This is a genomic window from Pannonibacter anstelovis (assembly GCF_036881715.1).
Taxonomy (GTDB): domain Bacteria; phylum Pseudomonadota; class Alphaproteobacteria; order Rhizobiales; family Stappiaceae; genus Pannonibacter; species Pannonibacter anstelovis.
Genome location: NZ_JBAKBF010000002.1, coordinates 41544 through 65308, shown reverse-complemented (window position 1 = coordinate 65308; position 23765 = coordinate 41544). Strand labels below are relative to the sequence as shown.

Genomic DNA, 23765 nt, shown 5'->3' with positions numbered 1-23765 from the left:
CCCTGCCCCCTTCGCTAGCTTTCGCGCAGGATCCGGCCTCATTGCGGGAGCAGCGCAGCCATGCATTTCGACCTGACCGAGGAACAGAGCCTCATTGCCGACACCGCCCGCAAGCTGGCGGCGGACCGGCTGGCACCGCTGGCCGAAACGCTGGACCATGGCGGCGGACGCGAGGCTTTTCTGGAGAACCTGAAGGTTCTGGCCGGGAACGGCTTCATGGGCCTCAATGTCCGGGCGGACTACGGCGGCACGGAAGCGGGCACGCTGGCCTTTGCGCTTTCCGTCGAAGCTCTGGGCCAGGCATGCGCCTCCACCGGCGTCACCGTGTCGGTGACAAACATGGTGGGAGAGGTGATCCAGGCAGTCGGCAACGAAGCTCAGCGCGCCGCCTATCTGCCGAAGCTGACCGATGGCACCTACGCCGCCGGCGGCTTCTGCCTGACGGAAGCAGGCGCAGGCTCCGACCCCGCCGGCATGAAGACCCGCGCCGTGAAGGATGGGGACAGCTATATCCTCAATGGCGCCAAGCTCTACATCACCTCCGCCGAATATGCGGGCGTCTTCGTCGTCTGGGCCGTCACCGATCCTGCCGCGCCGAAGGGCAAGGGCATTTCCTGCTTCCTCGTCGAGGCAGGCACGCCTGGGCTCATCATCGGCAAGGCGGAAAAGAAGATGGGCCAGACGGGTTCTGCGACCAATGAGGTGCTGTTTCAGGATTGCCGTGTGCCCGCTTCTGCTCTGATGGGGCAGGAAAACCAGGGCTTCCGCGTTGCAGTGGGAGAACTGGCGGGCGGGCGCATCGGCATCGCCGCGCTATCTCTGGGGATTGCGCGTGCTGCCATGAGCGCGGCCAAGGCCTATGTGAAGGAGCGCCAGCAGTTCGGCGCGCCGCTGTCTGACATGCAGGGCATCCAGTGGATGATCGCCGACCGGGAAACCGAACTGGAAGCCGCCCGACTGCTCATCCTGCAGGCAGCATGGCTCAAGGATCAGGGCCGCCCCTTCGCCCGTGAAGCCTCCATGGCCAAGCTCTTCGCCTCGGAAGCGGCGCAGAAAGCCACCTACACGGCCCTGCAGCTCCACGGCGGCGCCGGTTACATCAAGGACTACCCGCTGGAGCGTTACGCCCGCGACGCTCGAATCACGACGATCTACGAAGGCACCAGCGAAATCCAGCGCCTCATCATCGCCCGGGAAACTCTGAAGGGGATCTGAGGGGCGGAGGTTGGCGGAAAGGCACGCGCCTATCGTCCTCTCTCCGTCTTGCCATGGTCAAGCCATGGCAGGACGAAAATGGGGAGGCTTGCAGCCTACCACAGGCCCACCGGAATGCGGCCGGCCGGTGTCCCGAAACACAGGCCAGCCCCACTCATTCACCTTACAGCACGCGTCCCGGATTGAGGGTGTTCTTCGGGTCAAAGGCGGTTTTGATGCGCTGCATCAGGTCGAGTTCCAGCTCGCTCTTCACCTGCTTCATCAGATCGCGCTTCAGGCGGCCGATGCCGTGTTCGGCGGAGATGGAGCCGTTGAACTCGTGCACGATGCCGTGGACCAGTTCGTTCATCTCGTCCCAGCGCGCGATATAGGCTTCCTTGTCGGCGCCAATGGGCTGGCTGACGTTGAAGTGGATGTTGCCATCACCCAGATGACCGAAGGGCACCGGGCGGCAGCCGGGCACCATGGCTTCAACGGCGGCAATCGCCTTGTTGAGGAAAGCCGGGATCGAGGCCACCGGCACGGACACGTCATGCTTGATCGAGCCGCCCTCTGCACGCTGCACCTCCGACATGCCGTGGCGGATGTGCCAGAAATCGTTCACCTGCTGCAGGCTCTCGGCAAAGGCCGCATCCTCGACAACGCCCTTCTCGAAGGCCTCACCCAGAATGGACTCCAGCAGATCGCGTACCGGGAAGGCTTCCGTGCCGGAGGAAAGTTCCATCAGCACATACCAGGGATGGCTGCCGGACAGCGGGTCGCGGGCGCCATTGAGATGGCGCAGGCAGAACTCGAGGCCGACACGCGGCATGATCTCAAAGCCAGTGAGAATCGGTCCGGCCTGCCCCTTGGCGAGCGAAAAGAGCTGCAACGCATCTTCCGGGCTCGCCAGACCAACGAAGGCGGCTTCCAGCTTCTTCGGCTTGGGGAAAAGCTTCAAGGTGGCAGCCGTGATGACCCCCAGAGTGCCTTCGGCGCCGATAAATAATTGTTTCAGATCATAACCGGTGTTGTCCTTGCGCAGCGCGCGCAGGCCGTTCCAGATGTCCCCGTTTGCCATCACCACTTCGAGGCCGAGAACCAGATCGCGGCTGTTGCCATAGGCAAGCACTGCAGTGCCGCCGGCGTTCGTCGAAAGGTTACCGCCGACCTGGCAGGAGCCCTGCGCACCAAGCGAAAGCGGAAACAGCCGGTCCACCTTGTCGGCTTCACGCTGCAGCGCTTCCAGCACCACGCCAGACTCCACCGTGATGGTGAACCCCTCCGGATCGACGTTGCGCACCCTGTTGAGGCGGCCGAGCGAAAGGACGATCTCATCCCCGGATTCCTGCGGGATCTGGCCACCGACGAGACCGGTATTGCCGCCTTGCGGCACGATCTTGAGGCCCTGCTCGTCAGCATATCGCAGCACCGCGCTGACCTCTTCCGTGGAGCCGGGGCGCAGCACCATCGGGGTGACGCCCTGATAGAGGTCGCGCCATTCCACGAGATAGGGCGCCTTGTCTGAGGCTGCGGTCAGAACATTGGCAGCGCCGATGATTTCGGCAAAACGGGCTGCGTGGGCAGTATCGGCCATGACGGGCTCCCTGAAGGTCCGGCCCCGGCTGGGGGCAAAACTGACGACAGCGCGCCGCTATCATATCGCGGCCCGCCGGTCCAGCCGGAGCTTTGCCACAGGCACGGCAGCAGACTTGAAGCGGACAACCGCGTGTGCCATAGGAAGCCAGCCCGCCGGGCAGACGGTTAAGGAAGTCATCTGGAGAAAAACATGGCGGAAACGCACGGACTGATGAAAGGCAAGCGCGGCCTCGTGATGGGCGTTGCCAACAACCGGTCGATTGCCTGGGGTATCGCCAAGGCCCTCTCGGATGCAGGCGCAGAAATCGCCCTCACCTACCAGGGCGAGGCCCTGAAGAAGCGCGTCGAGCCGCTTGCCGAACAGCTGGGCGCCATCGTCGCCGGCCATTGCGATGTCACCGACGCAGCCAGCATTGACGACGTGTTCGCCCATCTGGAAAAGACCTGGGGCAAGCTCGACTTCCTCGTCCACGCCATTGCCTTCTCCGACAAGGAAGAGCTGACCGGCCGCTATGTGGACACCACGCCGGGCAACTTCGCCCGCACCATGGACATTTCGGTCTATTCGCTCACCGCTGTCACCCAGCGCGCCGAGAAGCTGATGACCGATGGCGGCTCCGTGCTGACGCTGACCTATTACGGCGCTGAAAAGGTGATGCCGCACTACAACGTCATGGGCGTTGCCAAGGCGGCTCTGGAAGCCAGCGTCAAGTATCTGGCGGCTGACCTCGGCCCGCAGAACATCCGCGTCAACGCAATTTCCGCCGGTCCGATCAAGACGCTCGCGGCCTCGGGCATCGGCGACTTCCGCTACATTCTGAAGTGGAACGAGTACAACGCTCCGCTGCGCCGCACGGTCACCATCGAGGAAGTGGGCGATGCGGCCATGTTCCTCCTGTCCGACCTTGGCCGTGGCATCACCGGCGAAGTGCAGCATGTCGACTGCGGCTACCACGTCGTCGGCATGAAGGCCGTGGACGCACCGGATATTTCGGTGGTCAAGGAGTAATCTTCAGGCCCGGGACCTGAAGCAGGATTGAAAGGGCACCCCCACCGGGTGCCCTTTTTCTTTTGTGCGCGGAAGGTACAGTATCGCAAAATTTACCGGGCCTGCTTCCTGTGGTCACATGGCTTGTTTACAAAGCCATGGCATTCTCGCACAGCAGCATCCAGTGCCCCGCCCGCTGCGTATCTTCCCGAAAGAGACCTCATGGCCGACCTCACCGAGACCGGAACGCTCCGCATGAAGCTGCAAGTTTCCAAACTGCTCATCTTCATCCGTCACGGCCAGACCGACTGGAACGCGGAAGGCCGGATGCAGGGGCAAAAAGACATTCCGCTCAATGATACAGGCCGTGGTCAGGCACGCCGCAACGGCCAGGCGCTGGCCTCGTTCCTGTCGCATGAGGGCATTGATCCGGCGGGGCTGCGCTTCATTGCCTCGCCCCTCGGCCGCACCCGCGAGACCATGGATCTGATGCGCGAGGCCATGGGCCTGCCCGCCGGAGGCTACGAGCTGGAGCCCCGCGTCAAGGAAATCACCTTCGGAGACTGGGAAGGTCGCACCCTTGAAGAACTCGCGGCGAGCGACCCCGCGCTTGTTGCGCAGCGCCGGTCAGACAAGTGGGGCTTCGTGCCGCCAAAGGGCGAAAGCTATGCCATGCTGTCACAGCGAATCAGCGGATGGCTGGCGGAACAGACGGAGCCGTCAGTCTCTGTCATTCATGGCGGCGTGATCCGCGTGCTGCGCGGCCTGCTGGAGGACATTGCCCCTGCAGAGATCCCGAGGCTCGATGTGCCTCAGGATGTTGTCTATCTGTGGAAAGATGGAAAGCTCAGCCTGATCTGAGGGACTGCCCTCAGCCTTCGATCTGCAGGTCGTAGAGCTTCCGCTGTCCGCCTTCAACGTCATAGAAGACGCGCACCTTCTGGCCCGGCTTGATGTCATCGACGAAGAAATCCACCGGGAAGGTGTAGGTCGTCCCGTCGGTCATGGTGATGGTGGCGGTATCCACATTCACCTGCGCAATCTCGCCGGTCGCCTCGTCAGCCATAGCTGCCGTGCTCACAAGACCCATCATGCCAAGGGCGATCAAACCTGCACGTACACGCTTCATTCTCAACTCCGGTCTATCGGCGGGTGCCCGTTGTCTCTGGCATCCAAAGGTTTGGCCGTCCAGTCCTTGCCCGCATTCCATAGCCTGCCTATGTCAGCATGCGAAGCACGGGCACGACTTTAAACAAACCTGTAAGGGAAACTGAAGGCGTTTTCTTGGCAGGATCCGGATATCACCGGAGGAAGGCATGGAACCATCATGAGAAACGGCGCAGAGACCGGCAATGCCGCAAGTTTTTATGCCCTCCTGCCTGCCTTCACCGAATTTGCCGGCGTTGCCGACGCGGGTGGCTATGCCCCTGTTCCCGATGACTGGATCGTCTGCATCGCTGACATCCTGCAGTCCACCGCTGCGATTGCAGCCGGGCGCTACAAGGATGTGAACATGGTGGGTGTGGCGGTGATTTCCGCCCTCACCAACAAGCTCGGCGTCGATCAGGTGCCCTTTGTCTTCGGCGGCGATGGTGCCACCGTATTGGTACCGCCGGAAGCGCACGGTGTTGCAGCCGAGGCGCTGGCCGGTGTCGCCCGGCTGGCCGGAGAGGTCCTTGCGCTGGAGCTGCGTACGGCACTCATCCCCGTCAGCGCGCTGCGCGCCCGTGGCACCGATGTGCTGGTGCGCAAGTTCGAGCTGAGCCCCGGAAACTATCTGGCCATGTTCTCCGGCGACGGGTTGCAGCTTGCAGAAACCATCCTGAAGGATCCGGACGCCGTGCGTCCTTTCCTCTCCGGCGTCGAAGCCCCTGCCGATCCCGATCTGACCGGCTTTTCCTGCCGGTGGGAGCCCTTGCCCTCCCGCCACGGGCAGATGATCAGCCTGATGGTGCGCCCTGCGGCGACGAGCGATCCGGCAGCTCTCAAGTCCCTGATGAGCGGCCTGCGCCAGGCAACGGGCAGCGACCCGCAGGCAGCGCAGATGCCGGAGGCACCCGTCACGCCGGAGACCCTGTCCCTGCGAACAGCTCCGGATACCCTGACCCGGGAGGCCAAGCTGCTCGGCGGCGGAAAGGTCAGACTGAAGCAGGTGCTGAAGATCATTCTCGGCGTGGCTGCCGTGCGCTTTTCCCGCTGGACCGGCTGGACCCTGGGGCCTCTTAAACCTGCGGAATACATGCAGGACATGCTGACCAACACCGATTACCGCAAGTTCGATGATACGCTGCGGCTGGTGCTGGACTTGAACGAACAGCAGATCAGCGGCCTCAAGACGTTTCTGGAAGCAGAGTTTTCTGCCGGGCGCATCATCTATGGCCTGCATCAGTCAGACACCGCGCTGATGACCTGTCTTGTCTCCGATATGGCCGGGCGGCAGCACGTGCATTTCGTGGATGGCGCCGATGGCGGGCTCTCCATGGCCGCAAGGGCCTTCAAGGAGCGGCAGCAGCAGCTTTACAGCACGCAGTCCATTTGACCGCAGGGCATTTCCCACCTAAGACACTGGCCCCAGAACCGTTACGAACCGTCACGATCAGCCACAGGCTTTCCATGTCGCACAATTCCTTCGGCCACCTCTTCCGTTTCACCACCTGGGGCGAAAGCCATGGGCCGGCGATCGGCTGCGTCGTGGATGGCTGCCCGCCGCTGATCCCGCTGACGGAAGCCGACATTCAGGGCTTCATGGACAAGCGCAAGCCCGGCCAGAACCGCTTCACCACCCAGCGGCGCGAGCCGGACGAGGTAAAAATCCTTTCGGGCGTGATGGTGGATGAGGACGGCGTTCAGAAGACCACCGGCACACCGATTTCCCTCTACGTGGAGAACACGGACCAGCGCTCCAAGGATTATTCCGATATCAAGGACCGCTACCGCCCCGGCCACGCCGACTACACCTACGATGCCAAGTACGGCATCCGCGACTATCGTGGCGGCGGACGGTCCTCGGCCCGCGAAACCGCCATGCGCGTTGCGGCTGGCGCCGTTGCCCGCAAGATCATCCCGCATGTCACCATCCGCGCTGCCCTGGTGCAGATGGGCCCGCACAAGGTCGACCGCAACAACTGGGACTGGGCGGAGGTGGACAACAATCCCTTCTTCTGCCCCGATGCAAAGATGGCCGCGTTCTATGCGGATTATCTCGACGGCATCCGCAAGGCAGGCTCTTCCGTTGGCGCGGTGATCGAGGTGGTGGCAGAAGGCGTGCCTGCAGGCCTTGGCGCCCCGCTCTACGGCAAGCTGGACCAGGATATCGCCAGCGCGCTCATGTCCATCAACGCGGTGAAGGCTGTGGAGATCGGCAACGGATTTGATGCGGCAAACCTGACGGGCGAGGAAAACGCCGACGAGATGCGCGCCGGCAATGACCGCCCGCTGTTCCTGTCCAACCACGCAGGCGGCATTCTGGGCGGCATTTCCTCAGGTGAGCCGATCGTGGCACGCTTTGCAGTGAAGCCCACCTCCTCCATCCTCACCACGCGCCAGTCTGTCACCCGGCAAGGCGACGAGGTGGATGTGATGACCAAGGGCCGCCACGACCCTTGCGTCGGCATCCGCGCCGTGCCCGTGGGCGAGGCGATGATGGCCTGCGTGCTGGCGGACCATTTCCTGCGGCATCGCGGGCAGGTCGGCTAATCTTTCAGCCTCACTGAAAATTTGATCTTCTTTTCCTTGCGGCTGAAAGCGCATTGCGCTAGCGTCAGAGCATGAGACTAGATCATTGGCTTGCAGCAAACGGAGAAAGCCGCAGCGCATTTGCGCGGCGCGCTGGCCTGTCACCGGCTTCGGTGACGGCTCTGTGCAACGATCCCGGCGCCTGGGTATCGCGTGACATGGCACGCAAGATTGCCGAGGCCACCGGCGGCGGCGTCACACCCAATGACTTTCTCGGCCTTTCCATCACCAAGGAGCATCCCGTGTCCCAGGCCCGTGTAGCCGAAGCGATCCGTGCCTTTGAGCGCGGCGAAATTGTTGTCGTCACTGATGATGACGACCGCGAAAACGAAGGCGATCTGATCGTCGCCGCCACCAAGGTGACGCCGGAGCAGATGGCCTTCATCGTGCGCCACACCTCCGGCATCGTCTGCGCACCGATGACGCTGGCCGCCGCCAAGCGGCTGCGCCTTGACCCGATGGTCTCGAACAATGACGCGCCGCTGTCGACCGCCTTCACCATTTCCGTCGACTACCGCCACGGCCTGACCACCGGCATTTCGGCGGATGAGCGCTGCGCCACGGTGCGCGGACTGGCGAACCCGAATGCCGGACCGTCCGATTTCGTCCGCCCGGGTCACATCTTCCCGCTGATTGCCAAGGAAGGCGGCGTGCTGATCCGCTCCGGCCATACGGAAGCCGCCGTGGACCTGTGCCGCCTTGCCGGATTGGAGCAGGTGGGCGTCATTTCCGAGCTGGTCAACGACGACGGCACGGTCAAGCGCGGCGCGCAGGTGGCCGAGTTTGCCGCCGAGCACGACCTCAAGATGGTGTCCGTTTCCGACCTCATCGCGTGGCGGCAGCGCACGGAAAAGCTGATCGAGCGCGTCAACGAGCAGCCGATCCAGACGGTAGCAGGCCCTGCCTATGCCGTCACCTATTCCACGCCTTACGACCCGATGCACCATGTCGCCATCGTCTATGGCGACATCCTCGACGGGCGCAGCGTACCCGTACGCTTGCAACTGGAATCCGTGCTGGATGATGTGTTCGGCGCCGCACAGCCGCTCGACGCGGTGATGAAGAGCTTTGCGGACCGGGGACGCGGTGTGATCGTATTCCTGCGTGAGGGCTCGGTCGGCGTTGCCCGCCAGTCCCGCCGTCAGCGCACGGATCTGGAAGCCGCAGAAACGGAAGAGCACGGTTCGGCCCAGGCCCGGCAGGAACAGTGGCGTGAGGTTGGTATCGGCGCGCAGATCCTCAAGGATCTCGGGGTCACCTCCATCCGCCTCCTCTCCTCCCGCGAGCGCCACTACGTCGGTCTCGAAGGCTTCGACATCAAGATCGAATCCACGGAAATCCTGGAAGCCTGAGGCCTCGCAGATGCCAGATCAAACGCCGCAGCTCACCCCTGCGGCGTTCTTCTTTTGTGAGGAGAGGCCCTGCCCCGCAACACGCTCACGCTGTCGTCCCGGACGCAGCGAAGCGGAGATCCGGGAACCACTCGCTCGCAGAGCGGTCAGGTTGTTGCGAAGCGCAAAGGCTCTCAGCGGAGCAGAAGCAGCAATGCCGCCATTGCACCAAGGCTCTGAGATGCTGACGCATCACGCCTTGAAAATGCTCAAGCGCCGCACGGGCTTAACCATCCGGGGAACACGGCAATTCTCTGGAAATGAGTAGACCCCGGATCGCGCTGCGCTTGTCCGGGGCGACGCAGCAGCGGGAGGCTGCGCACTGAAAACGCGGAACGTCACAGAAACGGCGCTTCAAACACATCATCCATGGAAGAGAAATGGTACAGACGGGTGGATTCGAACCACCGACCTTCGGAGCCACAATCCGACGCTCTAACCAACTGAGCTACGTCTGCACGGGCTGAGAGGGCAAGCCTCCCGCATCAGCGCTTCCGCAAGTTCGAGGCCCTTGGCCAGCAAAACAACGGCGCGGACCGTCAGCGCTGCGATCCGTCTTTGCAAGCGGTCTTCTAATCGAGCTTTCCTGCGGCGGCAAGCAAAAAAGCTGCGTCATCAACATGGAGCCGCCTGCCCTGTGGGCAAGCCGGACAAGCCGCAGACTTGCGGCCTGCTCTCAGGTCATTCCGCCAGCACGCGCTGGGGCGGGAAGATGATTTCCACCAATGTGCCTTGATCCGGCACGCTGTCGATGCGGAAAGCGGCGCGGTTGGCCTCCACCAGCGCCTTGGTCAGTGGCAGGCCAAGACCCGTGCCGCTGCCGGGGCGGGCGGTGTGCAGCTGGCGGAAGGGCTCCAGCGCGGCGGCCAGATCCTTGGCATTCATGCCCGTGCCCGTATCGCGCACCCGCAGCGCCACCTCGCCCGTGGGCTCCAGCGCCGAAGATACGATCACCTGCCCGCCGGAGCGGTTGAACTTGATGGCGTTGGACAGGAGGTTCAGCACGATCTGGCGCAGCGAACGCAGGTCCGCCACCACATTGGGCACCGTCGCCGGAAGGCTGGCGCGGATGATCACCCGCTCCCGGTTTGCCTGCGGCTGCATCAGAGCCACGCATTCGCGCACGATCTCGTTGACGGAGACGGCAGCGAAGGTCAGGTCCATCTTGCCCGCCTCGATCTTCGACAGGTCGAGAAGATCGTTGATCAGGCTCATGATATGAGAGCCGGAGGTGCGGATATCCTTCAGGTATTCCTTGTAGCGCTCGTTGCCGATGGCGCCGAAACGCTCTTCCATCATCACTTCCGAGAAGCCGATGATGGCATTGAGCGGCGTGCGGATCTCATGGCTGATCTTGGCCAGGAAGTCCGACTTCTGCGAGCTGGCGGTTTCTGCCTGGCGCTTGGCCTTGGTCAGCTCTTCCTCAGCCGCCTTCCACTGGGTGATGTCGCGCAGCACCGCGCAGAACTTCAGCGTATCATTGCCCTGCCCCAAGCGGCCGATGGTCATGAACAGCGGAATAAGCCCGCCGGATGACACCCGGCCTATGACTTCACGCCCATCGTTGAGCACGCTGGCGACGCCGTTGCGCGACAGCCCGTCGAGATAGTCCAGCGCCGAACGGTGGCTTTCCGGCGCCAGGAACTCGGTCAGCGGCGCGCCGGTAATGTCGACGCGCGACGCCCCGAACAACGCCTCAGCCGAGCCATTGGCCTTGAGGATGGTGCCGAACCGGTCCAGCAGCAGAACGCCGTCCGTCGCCGTCTCAAGAATCGTGTCCATTTCGGCAATCTGCTCACGGGCACGGGCAAGCTCCCGCTCCACATGTGCCGGAATGGCAGAGGGCTGGGCAGCGGCGGCAGCAGCAGGCGCCGGAGACGCCTCGCCGGCCGGCGGCTGGCGGCATTCGATGATGGAGACCATCAGACCGCGCCCGCCATTCCACGGCACGGTGTGCATGCGCGCGAAAACCGGCTTCAGGCGGCCGTCGGCCAGCCGCAGCTTCATGGTCTCGTCCAGCGTGCCCTCCAGCCGGTCACCCGGCAGATGATCGGGGCCGGCAAACAGGGCTTCGAAGCCGCCTGCCTCGTCCAGAGCTTCCAGATTGGGATAGCCGAGCAGCGCCAGCAGCGTTTCGTTGGTGTAGAGCACCTCGCGGTCGCGGACGATGGCAATGCCGATGGGCAGCCGGTCGAGAAGGCGCGGATCAACCGGGGCGGCAGGCGGGGCGACCGGGCGCAGCCGGGCAGCTGCCTCCGCAATTTCCTCTTCCGTATCATCATCAAGGCCGAAGTCGCCTTCAAGCCTTGCGCCCAGCGCTTCGGCGATCTTGCGGAAGGCAGCCCGCTCCGGCTTGGTCAGGCGCGAGGCATCTACCGGCACCACGCGGGTGGGCTTGCCGGTGAAGGGCACGACACGGCTGTCCGGACGCGGCTGGACCGGTTCAGGTGCAGCTTCGGAAGCAGCCGCCGTCTCCGGTTCAGCTCCCGCTTCAGGCTCCACCACCTCTTCGGGCACGGTTTCTCCGGCAGCCTTCTGCATGGCCTGTTCCAGCGCGGCAAAGTCATCTGCTTCAGCACCGGCCCCTGCAGCGGGCCCGGCTGGCAGAACAGCCTCTTCCTGTGCGGCTTCGGCCTCGGCTTCAGCTTCGGCCTCGGCTTCGAAAGTCTCTTCCTCTGCGGCGCTGGCTGGCTCCCCCTGTGCCTCAACGGCCTCAGAAGTGGCGGCAAGCTCTGATCCGGCGGCAGCTTCCGGCGGAGTGGCTTCATCAGCCTTTGCCGCCTCTTCCGCTTCACTCACTGCATCCACAGGGGCGTCAGCAACAGCCTCCGGTACGGCTGGAACCTCTTCTGCCGGATCCTCCACTGGCAGCAGTGCAGCGTCTTCCGCCGTGACTGCTGGCTCTGCATCAACAGTCTCCTCCGCCTTCTGGCGGTAGGCACGCGGCTCTGCGCTGGCAGCCGCATTGGCGGCCTCACGGGCCGCAGCACGGCGCTCGACAGCGGCATCAAACTCACGGGCGAGCGTACGCACTGCCTTCTCGATTTCCTTCGGCTTAAGCGGCTGGTCACCGGTGATGCCGACCTTTGGCGCGTCGCCGAAAAGATCTGCCTCACGCGGTGTCTCAGTCCTGCGTGCCACCGTCGTCGCCTTGATATCCTCTATCCAATTACGTGCTGGGGATGCTGACGCCACGGGCTGCGGATTCACGCCCTCTTCAGGTTCGCCGGCCTCCTTGTCCTGATCACTCTCCGGTACCGTATCTTCAGCAGCGAAAACGGCGCCGGCTTCAGCTTCAGGCTCTGCAACCTCATCCCCGGCGGAAGCTGCGTCTCCGGTGCTGGTCCCGGCCTCGTCAAACATCGCCTCAACGGCGGCGGCATCAGCCAGTTCCGGCTCCTGCACCGGAATGATATCCGGCAGAACTTCGCCAGCTTCGGCCTCGCGCTCCGGTTCTGCAGCTGGTGCAATCTCAGCAGCTGGCTCTACGCCGGCAGGCTCCGGACTTTCAGCGGCTTCTGCGGCCAACGGCACGGCCTGCTCCGGCGCTCCTGTCCGGGGCTCCGCGTCGCCAAGGCGCACCACGCCGAAGCCGCGGTACCCTTCAAAGACACGGCGGCGGTCAAAGGCAGGCAGCGCCGCCATGTCCACAGGCACCAGCAGACGCCCGCCATCGACGGGCCAGTCCAGCGTCTTGCCGCTCCAGGTGTCACGTCGCAACAGGGCGCGGGCAATGCTGCCGCGCGGATCAAGGCCAAAGCGTTCGGCAACCTCGTTCCAGGTCATCCCGGTGATGGCGCCTGCATCCGGCCCAAGCGCATCCGTGAACTCCGGCGAGACGAAGGTGAAGCGCTGGTCCACGTCCATCTTCCAGGCAAAACGGACGGAGCGTTCCCGGTGCTCGAAGCGCGCGGGCGTTTCAGATGCCGGGGCATCTTCCAGAGGCGCGTCAGCGGTTTCGGTCACGGGTGCATCAGAAAAAGAGACCGGCTCTTCAACAGGTTGCGGGGCGGCGGCCACCGTCTCCTCTTCCGCTTCGGCCTCCGTGCTCGGGGCCTCTTCTTCAACGGTCAGCGCAACCGCATCAGACCCGGTGGATTCACTGGCGGCAGCTGCCGTCTCCACCTCATCCGGGGCATCAAGTTCCAGCGGCTGGTCATCCACCAGCATCAGGCTGCGGCCATCGGCAAGCGACAGGCGCAGGGCATCGTGAAAGGCGCCCCCGATCATCAGCGTACCGGTGTCCGGCTCGAAACCGGCAGCCTCTCCAGCCGTCAGCCGCGTGCCAAGCACCCCGGCGGCAGCCAGAACAGTGCCGTTTGCATCAAGCATGAAGGCACTGTGCTCCGGCCCCTGCAACAGGCTGGCATAGGCCGCCAGCGCATCACCTGGTGCCTCGGCTCCATCGACTGCCGCAATCAGAGCACCGTGACTGCCGTCCGGCAGCTCCAGGCGCTGGCATTGGCAGGTCAGCAGAATAGCGCGCAGGCCCTTGTAAAAGCGCAACCGCTCCAGAACCGGCTTGCCAACCGGACCTTCAGCCGCAATCCGCGCCAGATGCGGGCGGGCCTGTGCCCGCTCCAGCCCCGGCACCAGTGCCAGTTCCTCGGCCGATGCAGCATCAAAGAAGGCCGCGCCTGCGGCATTGGCCCACAGAATGCTGTCTGCAGTTCCGTTCCAGATCCAGGCCGGACGGCCGGAACCGGTCAGCCGCGCCACCGGGGCCAGGCTGCCGAGCTCCAGAAAGGTCGTCAGGTGCTCGTCCATGGGTCAACTCCACTACGCCGGAAAGGAACCTGCGAACCCGGACGGTCTCAGGCCAGCAAAAGAATGCATGGCCAGCCGGGGCCTTTCGGTAAATATCTAGTTAAATACCGTCAAAGCCAGCCAGCGTCCACGCCAGTGCCCCCCATCGCAGGAACGGCCTTGCCTTGTGGTTAATCCCAAGGCGTCAACCGGAAGCGTCCACGGCCTTGTTATCTCAGGGTAAACAAGAGCATAACAGCAGTATTCAAGTTTGAAGCTTCTACCGGGAGGTCTCGCCACGCAGAACAGCACGCGCCACACGCTCTGCGGGAAATTCCGTATTTTTCAAACCCATGGGACGCGAGACTTGCCTAACGCCGTCTCTGCGTGTTTTGATCCTTCCCCGGGGACAATGTGCAGTGCAGATGGAAAACGGGCCGCATCTCTCACAAAGTTGCGGCACTGCGGCATCAGGCACTTGCGCCCCGCCGAGTGAAACACAGGGGAGTGATACCACATGGCTGCGGACAAGAACACGTTCGAGATTCCCGATCAGATGCGCGACTTCGCCGAGAAGAGCGTCGATCAGGCCCGCAAGGCCTTTGACGACTTCATCTCCCTGACCCACAAGACGGTTTCGAATGTCGAAGGCTCTGCCACAGTGGTGCAGTCCGGCGCATCGGACCTCAACCGCAAGACCCTCAGCTACGCCGAAGAGCATGTGGATGCGGCCTTCCGCTTCGCCCAGCAGATGGTGCGGGCCAAGGACGTGGAAGAAATGATGAAGCTGCAACAGGATTATGTGCGCCGCCAGATGGAACAGCTCGGAGAGCAGGCACGCGACCTCAGCGACACCGCGACCCGCGCCGCTCAGGACGCAGCCAAGGCCGTGAAGGAGTAACGGCGCACCGCCCGCGCCTTTCATTACGAGGCCATCCGGTTTCAGGGCTGAAGGCCCGGGCGCTCCCGCTGCGGAACTCTTTGGCTCTTGCCGGGTGCCCGATAAACAAAGATCCCATGCCAGCTCTTGCCGCGATGCAGGAGACGCCTTGGCTTACAGATTTTTGTGCAGTGCAAAATAATATTGCAATGCAGCAAAACTTCACCTATATTAAGCATGCGGATGACGAGGACGGGGCCATACGGGTCTGCCGCCCTCATGCCGGGTGCGATTGTCACGTGATCGACTCCGGCCCAAGCAGGAGATGACACATGAGCGAGATGATGACGCCGGAGACCCCGGCCAAGGCTGCGCCGAAGGCGCGTGCCACCAAGACCACCAAGCCGGCCACCGCCGCTTCCCCCTTTGCTGAATTCGAGGCTTTTGCCATGCCCAAGATCGAAGTTCCCGCCATGGTCCGTGAAATGACCGAAAAAGGTATCGAACAGGCTCGCGACGCCTACACCAAGGTGAAGTCCGCCGCCGAAGAGGCGACCGACCTGCTCGAAGACACCTTCGAAACCTCCCGTCAGGGCGTTGTCGAGTTCAACATGAAGGCTCTCGACGCTGCCAAGACCAACACCGACGCGACCTTCTCCTTCATCAAGGACCTGATGTCGGTGAAGACCGTTGCTGAAGCCATCGAGCTGCAGTCCACCTTCGCCCGCCAGCAGTTCGACACGCTGAGCGCACAGGCCAAGGACATGCAGGAGTTCGCGACCAAGCTGACCACCGACGTCACCGCTCCGGTCAAGGAAGCTGTCGAGAAGTCCTTCAAGGACCTCAAGGCAGCCTGAGGCAGCCTTGCAATTGGGCGAGCGCCTTTCTGGCCCCGCTGAACGCGAGCCCCGGATGCACCGCATCCGGGGCTTTCCTTTTATCACGGCTTCGTGATCCGTTCTGTGCACCTGATTCAGCGGGTCTGAGACGGATGCCCATGCGGGGCAAAAGCCCTCATTGCAACGCATGGTCCGCGGCAGCGCATATCGCTGAGGCATCAGCATTTTCTGCGGTTTACAGAGCCGTCAAGGCGGCTGCACCAGTACCGGCCCAGCAATCGCAAGACAGGCATGCCGCCAAGGCTGCCAGCATGCCGCGCAGAAAAGGGGAGTTGCAGCACCCACTTTTAGAATCATTCCAACCTGTTGATTTAACAGACTTGTTGACATACCGGAATTTGAAACTCATATTTCGCGCGCCTCGGGTGGCCGCCTGAGGCAAGTTATGCGGAATATAATTTCTGCAGACCGGAGGATTACAATGAGACTGACGAAGATGAACTCCCTTGCCCGCACCAGCCTGTTGGCAGCACTTCTTGCTGCAACCGCTTCCACGGCTGCCGTCGCGGACGGCGAGGTGAACATCTATTCCTATCGCCAGCCCACGCTTATTCAGCCGCTGCTCGATGCCTTTACGGCAGAAACCGGCATCAAGACCAACGTCATTTTCGCCAGCGAAGGCCTGGAAGAGCGCATTGCGGCTGAGGGAGCAAACTCCCCTGCCGATGTGCTGCTGACCGTGGACATTGGCCGCCTTGATGGCGCCAAGCAGGCGGGCATCACCCAGCCGGTCGTTTCGGAAGTGGTTGCCAATGACATCCCGGCTGCGTTCCGTGACCCGGAAGGCCACTGGATCGGTCTGACGTCGCGTGCCCGTATCGTTTATGCCTCGAAGGACCGGGTCGCACAGGACACGATCACCTATGAGGAACTGGCCGATCCCAAGTGGAAGGGCAAGATCTGCACCCGTTCGGGCCAGCACGTCTACACCATCGGCCTTGTCGCCTCGATGATTGCCAACAAGGGCTCCGAGGAGGCCGAGAAGTGGCTCGTTGGCCTGCGCGACAACCTCGCCCGCAAGCCGTCCGGCAACGACCGCTCGCAGGTTCAGGGCATCATGAATGGCGAGTGTGATCTGGCGCTCGGCAACACCTATTACATGGGTGCCATGATGACCAACGAGAAGGAACCGGAACAGAAGGAATGGGCAGCGTCTGCCAAGATCCTGTTCCCGAACGCTGGCGACCGCGGCTCACACGTCAACATCTCTGGTGTCGTGATGGCCAAGCATGCGCCGAACAAGGACAATGCGCTCAAGCTGGTCGAGTTCCTGACAACCGGCAAGGCACAGAAGATCTACGCCGAGGCGAACTTCGAGTATCCGGTGACCCCGGGCGTCGAGCCGTCCAGCCTGGTCAAGTCCTGGGGCGAATTGAAGGCTGACAGCCTGCCGCTCTCGGACGTGGCAAAGTTCCGCAAGGAAGCCAGCGAACTGGTCGACAAGGTTGCCTTCGACGAAGGCCCACAGTCCTGACCGCCTGATCCGGGTTGATCAAGAGGGGTGCCGGAAGATCATTTCCGGCACCCTGCTTGCGTTTTCCGTCCTGTCATGTGCTATGACGCGGCGTGAACGATGCCGGTCCCTCCAGAAGAGCCTGACAAGAGCGCGCATGAACGCAGCCCCCAGAAAAGACCGGATCTGGCTGATTTCAGCCGTTCTTTCCGCTGTCCTGATCCTCATGCCTGTTGCTGCGCTGTTCCTGATGGCGCTGGAGTCCTCCAGTGGCAACTGGGGTCATCTGATCTCCACTGTCCTGCCGCGCGCCCTGCAGACAACCGCCCTGCTGCTGTTGGGTGTTGGCATCCTTACCGGCGTGACAGGCGTCGTCACCGCATGGCTTGTCACCATGTGCCGCTTTCCCGGGCGGCGCCTGTTTGACTGGGCGCTGCTGATCCCGCTAGCAGTGCCGACCTATATCATCGCCTTCGCCTACGTGGACGTGATGGCCTATTCCGGCCCGGTACAGAGCACGGTCAGGGCCATCTTCGGCTTCCGCACGGCACGGGACTACTGGTTCCCCGAGGTCCGCTCGCTGGGCGGCGCCATCTTCGTGATGAGCGCCGTGCTCTACCCTTATGTCTATCTCTCTGCCCGTGCGAGCTTCCTGCTTCAGTCCGCCAGTGCGCTGGACGTAGGGCGCACGCTGGGGGCTGGCCCCTTGCGGCTTTTCCTGCGCGTAGCCCTGCCGTTGTCACGCCCGGCCATTGCCGCCGGCATCGCCCTTGCCCTGATGGAGTGCCTCAACGACATCGGCGCCGTAACCTTCTTCGGTGTCCGGACGCTCACCTTCTCGATCTATGACACCTGGCTGAACCGGTCGAACCTTGCCGGGGCCGCGCAGCTTGCGTGCGCCATGCTGATCATCGTCGTGGCCCTGCTGGCGCTTGAGCGCCGCGCCCGGCGGCATCTGCGCTTTGACAGCAGCCGCGGCAAGCACCACGCCCCGGCGCGGTACCAGCTCACGGGCCTGCGGGCGCTGCTGGCCATCTCCGTCTGCGCCCTTCCCGTGGTACTCGGCTTCATCGTTCCGGCGAGCATGCTGGCCGGACAGGCGTTCCGCCGTCTTGAGCAGGTACAGGATCCAGCCTTCCTGCTGGCGGTGCGCAACAGCGTGGTGATGGCACTCATCGCCTCCAGTCTCATCACCGGCCTTGCCATCACGCTTGTCTATGCAGCCAGACTGCACAAGTCGAAGCTGCTGTACATGAGCGGCCGCATCGCTTCGATCGGTTATGCGGTGCCGGGCACCGTGCTTGCCGTCGGCATTCTCATTCCGCTCGCCAGCCTCGACAATACCATCGACGCGATGATGAAACAGATGTTCGGCTTCGGCACCGGCCTCCTGCTGATCGGGTCCGGAACCGCGCTTGTCTATGCCTATCTCTGCCGTTTCCTTGCAGTGGCGCATGGACAGGTGGAAGGCGGTTTCGGCAAGATTTCGCCAAACCTCGACATGGCTGCACGCACGCTGGGCCGCGGTTCAACGCGCATTCTGGGTGAGGTACACATGCCTCTCCTGCGCCCCGTGCTGCTGTCGGCGCTGCTCATTACGTTTGTTGACTGCATGAAGGAACTGCCCGCAACGATCCTGCTGCGTCCGTTTAACTTCAACACCCTGGCGACGAGCGTCTACGAAGCGGCATCGCGCGAGGCCTTTGAGGAAGCAGCCCTCCCGGCTCTGGCGATCGTCGTGACAGGACTTGTTCCGGTGATCCTGCTGGCCAGCACCAGTGCGCGCAGCTTCCGGCAGAGTATCAGCAAGCGGGGGCTTGCGGCCACGTCTTGATGAGCCGGCGCAAGAAGAGACATATCTGTCAGGCAGCGTGAGTTGCTACACCGCCCGCGTTCTCTACCGGCACATTGGAGCACGAAGTCATGGAGCTCTCCCCTTCGTGCCCAGCCCGCCATTTGATGAAGGTGTCCGCTGCCATAGGCTTGCCGAGCAGATAGCCCTGCACGGTCTTGCAGCCGGACAGGCGCAGGAAATCGAGCTGGAATTCGGTCTCTACCCCCTCTGCCACAACGTCATAGTCCAGGCTTTGTGCCATGGCCAAAATAGTCTGGACAATGGCGCGGTTGCTCTTGTCCTCGCCAAGCCCGGCCACAAAGGAGCGGTCGATCTTGAAGGTGTCAAAGTGCATCCGCTGAAGATGGGCAAGGCTGGAATAACCGGTGCCAAAGTCGTCAATGGCAAAGCGGATCCCGGCAAGGCGCAAGCGCTCTGTCGCGCTGCGCACCCGGTCCGGATCGGCCATGGCGACACTCTCCGTGACCTCCAGTTCCAGAAGAGAGGCCGGGAAGCCTGTCCGGTCCAGAATCTCCAGCACACGTGAGGGGAACTCAGGCCATTCCAGCTGGCGCATGGAGACATTGACCGCCAGGGACAACCCTTTTCCCTGATCAATCCACTCCCGCCCCTGACGGCAAGCCAGCTCAAGTACCCTGTCGCCAAGGCGCAGGATCAATCCGGTTTCCTCGGCAATGGCGATGAAGGCTGCCGGTGTCAGCAGCCCGCGCTCCGGGTGGTTCCAGCGCGCAAGAGCTTCCGCACCCGTCACCTCGCCGGTCGCCGCAGAGACCTTCGGCTGGAAGAACACGGTAATCTGGCCAGCTGCCAGCGCCATTGGCAATTCGGCTTCCAGAGCGAGCCGTTCCTGCGCTTTCACATCTGCAGCGATCTGGCCAAAGGTGAAACAGCTGCTCCCCCCTGCGTTCTTGGCAGCGTACATGGCAATGTCAGCATTCTTGAGAATTGCGCTGAAATCACGCCCGTTGGACGGGAAGTTGGCTATCCCGATGCTCGCTCCGATGGACAGTTGCAGCCCGTTGACATCGCAAGGTTCTTCTACGGCCTTCAGGATTTCACCTGCCAGCGCCAGAATCTCGTCACGCCTGTCCTCCCCTGCGGGATAGATCAGCGCAAATTCATCGCCGCCCAGCCGCGCCAGATAGCGGATCTGCATGCCGTAACCGGCGGTAAACCCGGTCTCGGAACGTCCAAAGGTCTGCAGAACCGCTTCAAAGCGGGAGGCCACTTCACGCAGGAGAATATCGCCGCATTCATGACCGTAGCTGTCATTGATGCGTTTGAACCGGTCAAGATCGATGAACATCACAGTCAGCGGCCGCGGGCTGCCATCGGCCTGCCGCATGTAACGGGCGAAATGCTGCCGGAAAGCTTCCCGGTTCGGCAGTCCCGTCACAGAATCGGTAAAGGCCAGCTTGTTGATTTGCTCCATGTTGGAGCTGATCTCACCCACCATGTCCCTGTAAGCGCGTGCGAGCACACCGATTTCATCGGTCCGCTCGACCGGAAACTTCACATCAAATTCGCCAGCACTCACCTGATGGGCAATTGCAGTAAGGCGCTTGATTGGCTTCAGGAAACCATTGCCGAAATGCAGCAGCACTGGAACGGCAATCGCAAGAAGGCAGGCAGAGACAATGGCATTGCGCAGCCAGATGCTGTGTAATTGACTGGTGATCGCCGTCCGTTCCGCCGAGACCAGAACGGCCCCCGCGACTGTGGTGCCTTCGGCGGACCAGACCGGCATGGCAACCGAAATGTGCCCTGCCTCGACATTCGTCTGGTCTTCCTGGCTGGAGTAGGCAGCCAGCAGCAGCGGATCGATCTCTTGCTGCTCGAAAATTCCGGTCTTCGGATCAGAATCGACGAGGATCGTCCGGCGCGGATCCCAGACATAGGCCCGCTGCACGAGACCGCTGGCCGCGATGCTTTCAAGCTCCTGGGAGAGGATGAGATAATGGTGATTGGCCAGCTGTGGCACTGCGAGCCGGCTGACAGTGGCCCCAATCGAATGCACGTGGGCGACAGACTTGGACTGCTCATCCTGATAGTCAAGGACGCTGGCTGTCACCAACGTGATGGCGGTCAGGCACGAAAACAGCAAAACCACGAATAGCGTAAACCGCATTCGCAGCCCAAACCGCTGGCCCGTTCGCCGCTTCCACGCCTTGCCCAGTGCGAGTGCCATCGTTCCCCGGCCAATCCCGTCGCATCACCCAACGCCACAAATTGCATGATCTCATGAAAAGTTATCATTGCGATTGACGGCCTGGAGAAAAATGCGGATTGGCGGGAAACCATGATACTTCCTTATTCACCTAAGCAAATACCGCCAAAAGCAAAGCCTGCCTGCTCCCGCAGCGCTAAAACTGCGGCCACGCGCCATCGACCTGCGTTAACGCGTTGCGGCGGAACTGACAAAAATACTTATCACACGCCCCAAAATGACACAGATAAGCGAACACACGGATAGCGGGCGTCCTTGCTCTTGTCCCCTCCACTTCAGCCCTCTAGGTTGAAGTTTCACCACAGAGGGAAAGATCAGGCCCATGCGATCAAAACTCCTTGCCAGTCTGACGCTGGCACTTCTGCTTGGCACAGCATCAGGTCACGCACAGCAGGCATCCGATACGGTTGCGCCGGAACGGGCGACGGGAACGGCAGCTGCAGCCCGCGCCGAAGCAAAGCAATTCATGGTGGCCGCCGCCAACCCTCTGGCCGTGCAGGCAGGCCGGGACGTGCTGGCCGCTGGTGGAAGCGCCATCGACGCCATGGTCGCCGTTCAGACAGTGCTGGGTCTTGTTGAGCCGCAAAGCTCTGGCCTGGGTGGTGGCGCTTTCCTGGTCTATTTCGATGCGGCAACGGGAACCCTCACGACCTTTGACGGACGTGAGACGGCACCGGCTGACGCCACGCCAAAGCTGTTCCTTGATGCAGAGGGACAGCCTCTGAAATTCATGGCAGCCGTGATCGGCGGCCGCTCTGTCGGCACACCGGGCACAGTGCGGCTGATGGAGGACGTACACCGCAAATATGGACGCATGGAGTGGGCGAGCCTGTTCAAGCCGGCCGAAAAGCTGGCCGCAGAGGGCTTTGCCGTGTCGCCGCGCCTTGCCGCGCTGATTGCAGCCGATGGCGACCGGCTGAAGACCAATGAAGCAGCCCGCACCTATTTCTTCGATGCGTCCGGCGCTCCGCTGCAGGTGGGCGCCATCCTGAAGAACCCCGCCTATGCCGAAACGCTGAAGGCCATCGCCAGCGGCGGTGCGGATGCCTTCTACAATGGCCCCATCGCCGAGGGGATCGTGCAGACCGTGCGCGGGGCTGAAGGCAATCCCGGCGTCCTCTCGCTGACTGATCTTGCCAATTACCGCATCAAGGAACGTGCTCCGGTCTGCTTCAGCTACCGGGCGCTGGATGTCTGCGGCATGGGGCCTCCCTCCTCAGGTGCCGTGGCTGTCAGCCAGATTCTCGGTATCGCGGAGAATTTCGACCTTCGGGCGCTAGGGCCGCAGAACCCGGAGAGCTGGCGCGTGATCGGCGATGCGCAGCGCCTCGCCTTTGCGGACCGGGAGCGTTATCTCGCCGATCCCGATTTCGTGCCCGCGCCCATCAAGGGGCTGATCTCCAAGGACTATCTCGCCAAGCGCGCAGCCCTGCTGGATGACGGAAAGGCGCTACCGGCCGATGCCGTCAAACCCGGCGAGCCGGAGTGGGACCACGCCTTCAACTATGGCATTGGCGAAGCTCTGGACATGCCTTCGACCAGCCATTTCGTCATCACCGACAAGGATGGCAACACAGTTTCGATGACAACGACCATCGAGAGCGGCTTTGGCTCGCGGTTGATGACGGGCGGCTTCTTGCTCAACAACGAGCTGACCGACTTCTCCTTCAAGACCCATGACGGCAGCCTGCCTGTGGCCAACCGGGTGGAACCGGGCAAGCGTCCCCGTTCCTCCATGTCACCCACCATCGTGATGAAGGATGGCAAGCCGCTGCTGGCCATTGGCTCGCCCGGCGGCAGCCAGATCATCGGCTATGTGGCGCAGGCGCTGATTGCCTATATCGACTGGCAGATGCCGGTGGAGCAGATCGTCGCCCAGCCGCATCTGATCAACCGCTTCGGCACCTATGACCTGGAAGCGGGAACATCCGCAGAGCAGTTCGCTGAGCCACTGAAGGCAATGGGCTATGAGGTGAAGCTCAGCGACATGAACTCGGGCCTGCACGTAATCGAGTTCACACCCGATGGACTTGCCGGCAGCGCTGACCCGCGCCGCGAGGGCACCGCCATGGGCGAGTGACGGTTTCAGGTCATTTGAAAAACAAAGGGGGCAGCCACCGCTGCCCCCTCATCTGTTTCTGCTGACGATGCCCGGGTTAGGCAGCAATCAGCTTGGCTTCCGTAGCAGCCTTGACCTCATCAAGGGTCACGCCGGAGGCCAGTTCCACCAGATGCAAGCCATCCTCCTTCACGTCGAAGACGCCAAGGTTGGTGATGATCCGGTCAACGCAGCCAACGCCGGTCAACGGCAGGCTGCAGGCCTTGAGCAGCTTGCTTTCGCCAGCCTTGGAGGTGTGGTCCATCAACACGATAACGCGCTTGACACCCGCCACCAGATCCATGGCACCGCCCATGCCCTTGACCATCTTGCCGGGGATCATCCAGTTGGCGAGATCGCCCTTCTCCGAGACTTCCATGGCACCCAGGATCGACAGGTCGATATGGCCGCCGCGGATCATGCCGAAGCTGTCGGCGGAGGAGAAGTAGCTGGTGTGCGGCAGCTCGGTGATCGTCTGCTTGCCGGCGTTGATCAGGTCGGCATCGACCTCGTCATCCGTGGGGAACGGTCCCATGCCCAGCATGCCGTTTTCCGACTGCAGCGTGACGTTGACACCTTCGGGAATGTAGTTCGAAACCAGCGTCGGGATGCCGATGCCGAGGTTGACGTAAAAGCCGTCTTCCAGTTCCTGCGCGGCCCTCTGGGCCATTTCTTCGCGAGTCCAGGCCATCTATCCAAC

16 protein-coding genes and 1 tRNA gene are annotated in these 23765 nt (G+C 62.5%); 11 read left to right on the top strand and 6 right to left on the bottom strand.

The window, feature by feature from the left end; translation table 11 throughout:
• Nucleotides 1-60 precede the first annotated feature (60 nt).
• Nucleotides 61-1215 (top strand): acyl-CoA dehydrogenase family protein, encoded by a 1155-nt coding sequence (locus tag V6L75_RS03110; RefSeq protein ID WP_334250067.1) that lies wholly within the window; start codon nt 61-63, stop codon nt 1213-1215.
• 163 nt (nt 1216-1378) lie between these two features.
• Here V6L75_RS03110 and V6L75_RS03105 read toward each other — a convergent pair whose 3' ends face one another.
• Nucleotides 1379-2791, bottom strand: a complete 1413-nt coding sequence (locus V6L75_RS03105; RefSeq protein WP_334250066.1) for an FAD-binding oxidoreductase — start codon at nt 2789-2791, stop codon at nt 1379-1381.
• Between the two features lie 192 nt (nt 2792-2983).
• Here V6L75_RS03105 and fabI point away from each other — a divergent pair, with 192 nt between their 5' ends.
• Nucleotides 2984-3802 (top strand): enoyl-ACP reductase FabI, encoded by an 819-nt coding sequence (fabI, locus tag V6L75_RS03100; RefSeq protein ID WP_050472059.1) that lies wholly within the window; start codon nt 2984-2986, stop codon nt 3800-3802.
• 201 nt (nt 3803-4003) lie between these two features.
• On the top strand, nt 4004-4642 hold the full coding sequence (locus tag V6L75_RS03095) for a histidine phosphatase family protein (RefSeq protein WP_334250065.1): 639 nt from the start codon (nt 4004-4006) through the stop codon (nt 4640-4642).
• A 10-nt stretch (nt 4643-4652) separates the two neighbouring features.
• Here V6L75_RS03095 and V6L75_RS03090 read toward each other — a convergent pair whose 3' ends face one another.
• Nucleotides 4653-4910 carry a DUF1344 domain-containing protein gene (locus V6L75_RS03090; protein ID WP_334250064.1) on the bottom strand — a complete coding sequence of 86 codons (258 nt, stop codon included), beginning with the start codon at nt 4908-4910 and terminating at the stop codon, nt 4653-4655.
• 198 nt (nt 4911-5108) lie between these two features.
• Between V6L75_RS03090 and V6L75_RS03085 the strand changes: the two genes are divergently transcribed.
• The 3 genes from V6L75_RS03085 (at nt 5109) to ribB (ending at nt 8868) form a co-directional block, all read left to right on the top strand.
• Nucleotides 5109-6320, top strand: a complete 1212-nt coding sequence (locus V6L75_RS03085) for a DUF3095 domain-containing protein (protein ID WP_334250063.1) — start codon at nt 5109-5111, stop codon at nt 6318-6320.
• Nucleotides 6321-6394: 74 nt separating this feature from the next.
• Nucleotides 6395-7477, top strand: coding sequence for a chorismate synthase (aroC, locus tag V6L75_RS03080; RefSeq protein ID WP_334250062.1), 1083 nt, complete (start codon nt 6395-6397; stop codon nt 7475-7477).
• A 71-nt stretch (nt 7478-7548) separates the two neighbouring features.
• A complete protein-coding gene (gene ribB, locus V6L75_RS03075; RefSeq protein ID WP_334250061.1) occupies nt 7549-8868 on the top strand; it encodes a 3,4-dihydroxy-2-butanone-4-phosphate synthase in 1320 nt (439 codons plus the stop codon).
• Nucleotides 8869-9288: 420 nt separating this feature from the next.
• On the opposite strand, the gene V6L75_RS03070 is transcribed toward ribB, so the two are convergent.
• Both V6L75_RS03070 and V6L75_RS03065 read right to left on the bottom strand, forming a co-directional pair.
• Nucleotides 9289-9365 (bottom strand) — tRNA-His (locus V6L75_RS03070).
• A gap of 223 nt (nt 9366-9588) precedes the next feature.
• The gene (locus tag V6L75_RS03065; RefSeq protein ID WP_334250060.1) at nt 9589-13674 is read right to left on the bottom strand and encodes a PAS domain-containing sensor histidine kinase; all 4086 of its coding nucleotides are present in this window, start codon (nt 13672-13674) and stop codon (nt 9589-9591) included.
• A 496-nt stretch (nt 13675-14170) separates the two neighbouring features.
• Here V6L75_RS03065 and V6L75_RS03060 point away from each other — a divergent pair, with 496 nt between their 5' ends.
• The 4 genes from V6L75_RS03060 (at nt 14171) to V6L75_RS03045 (ending at nt 18719) form a co-directional block, all read left to right on the top strand.
• Entirely contained in the window at nt 14171-14554 is a 384-nt protein-coding gene (locus V6L75_RS03060; RefSeq protein ID WP_334250059.1) for a phasin, read from the top strand.
• A gap of 311 nt (nt 14555-14865) precedes the next feature.
• Nucleotides 14866-15390 (top strand): phasin, encoded by a 525-nt coding sequence (locus V6L75_RS03055; protein WP_050472066.1) that lies wholly within the window; start codon nt 14866-14868, stop codon nt 15388-15390.
• 463 nt (nt 15391-15853) lie between these two features.
• Entirely contained in the window at nt 15854-16906 is a 1053-nt protein-coding gene (locus tag V6L75_RS03050) for a Fe(3+) ABC transporter substrate-binding protein (RefSeq protein ID WP_425498662.1), read from the top strand.
• A 136-nt stretch (nt 16907-17042) separates the two neighbouring features.
• Nucleotides 17043-18719 (top strand): ABC transporter permease, encoded by a 1677-nt coding sequence (locus V6L75_RS03045; RefSeq protein WP_334250058.1) that lies wholly within the window; start codon nt 17043-17045, stop codon nt 18717-18719.
• A gap of 28 nt (nt 18720-18747) precedes the next feature.
• Here the strand turns inward: V6L75_RS03045 and V6L75_RS03040 are convergent, their stop codons facing one another.
• Nucleotides 18748-20928, bottom strand: coding sequence for a putative bifunctional diguanylate cyclase/phosphodiesterase (locus V6L75_RS03040; RefSeq protein WP_334250057.1), 2181 nt, complete (start codon nt 20926-20928; stop codon nt 18748-18750).
• Between the two features lie 361 nt (nt 20929-21289).
• On the opposite strand from V6L75_RS03040, the gene ggt reads away from it, so the two are divergent.
• Nucleotides 21290-23047, top strand: a complete 1758-nt coding sequence (ggt, locus tag V6L75_RS03035) for a gamma-glutamyltransferase (RefSeq protein WP_334250056.1) — start codon at nt 21290-21292, stop codon at nt 23045-23047.
• A 76-nt stretch (nt 23048-23123) separates the two neighbouring features.
• Here the strand turns inward: ggt and V6L75_RS03030 are convergent, their stop codons facing one another.
• Nucleotides 23124-23756 carry a CoA transferase subunit B gene (locus V6L75_RS03030; protein WP_334250055.1) on the bottom strand — a complete coding sequence of 211 codons (633 nt, stop codon included), beginning with the start codon at nt 23754-23756 and terminating at the stop codon, nt 23124-23126.
• Nucleotides 23757-23765 lie beyond the last annotated feature (9 nt).

Excerpts from the sequence above, each read along its gene's own strand:
- V6L75_RS03110 (WP_334250067.1), top strand. The coding sequence starts at position 61 with ATGCATTTCGACCTGACCGAGGAACAGAGCCTCATTGCCGACACCGCC.
- V6L75_RS03105 (WP_334250066.1), bottom strand. The coding sequence starts at position 2,791 with ATGGCCGATACTGCCCACGCAGCCCGTTTTGCCGAAATCATCGGCGCT.
- fabI (WP_050472059.1), top strand. The coding sequence starts at position 2,984 with ATGGCGGAAACGCACGGACTGATGAAAGGCAAGCGCGGCCTCGTGATG.
- V6L75_RS03095 (WP_334250065.1), top strand. The coding sequence starts at position 4,004 with ATGGCCGACCTCACCGAGACCGGAACGCTCCGCATGAAGCTGCAAGTT.
- V6L75_RS03090 (WP_334250064.1), bottom strand. The coding sequence starts at position 4,910 with ATGAAGCGTGTACGTGCAGGTTTGATCGCCCTTGGCATGATGGGTCTT.
- V6L75_RS03085 (WP_334250063.1), top strand. The coding sequence starts at position 5,109 with ATGAGAAACGGCGCAGAGACCGGCAATGCCGCAAGTTTTTATGCCCTC.
- aroC (WP_334250062.1), top strand. The coding sequence starts at position 6,395 with ATGTCGCACAATTCCTTCGGCCACCTCTTCCGTTTCACCACCTGGGGC.
- ribB (WP_334250061.1), top strand. The coding sequence starts at position 7,549 with ATGAGACTAGATCATTGGCTTGCAGCAAACGGAGAAAGCCGCAGCGCA.
- V6L75_RS03065 (WP_334250060.1), bottom strand. The coding sequence starts at position 13,674 with ATGGACGAGCACCTGACGACCTTTCTGGAGCTCGGCAGCCTGGCCCCG.
- V6L75_RS03060 (WP_334250059.1), top strand. The coding sequence starts at position 14,171 with ATGGCTGCGGACAAGAACACGTTCGAGATTCCCGATCAGATGCGCGAC.
- V6L75_RS03055 (WP_050472066.1), top strand. The coding sequence starts at position 14,866 with ATGAGCGAGATGATGACGCCGGAGACCCCGGCCAAGGCTGCGCCGAAG.
- V6L75_RS03050 (WP_425498662.1), top strand. The coding sequence starts at position 15,854 with ATGAGACTGACGAAGATGAACTCCCTTGCCCGCACCAGCCTGTTGGCA.
- V6L75_RS03045 (WP_334250058.1), top strand. The coding sequence starts at position 17,043 with ATGAACGCAGCCCCCAGAAAAGACCGGATCTGGCTGATTTCAGCCGTT.
- V6L75_RS03040 (WP_334250057.1), bottom strand. The coding sequence starts at position 20,928 with ATGGCACTCGCACTGGGCAAGGCGTGGAAGCGGCGAACGGGCCAGCGG.
- ggt (WP_334250056.1), top strand. The coding sequence starts at position 21,290 with ATGCGATCAAAACTCCTTGCCAGTCTGACGCTGGCACTTCTGCTTGGC.
- V6L75_RS03030 (WP_334250055.1), bottom strand. The coding sequence starts at position 23,756 with ATGGCCTGGACTCGCGAAGAAATGGCCCAGAGGGCCGCGCAGGAACTG.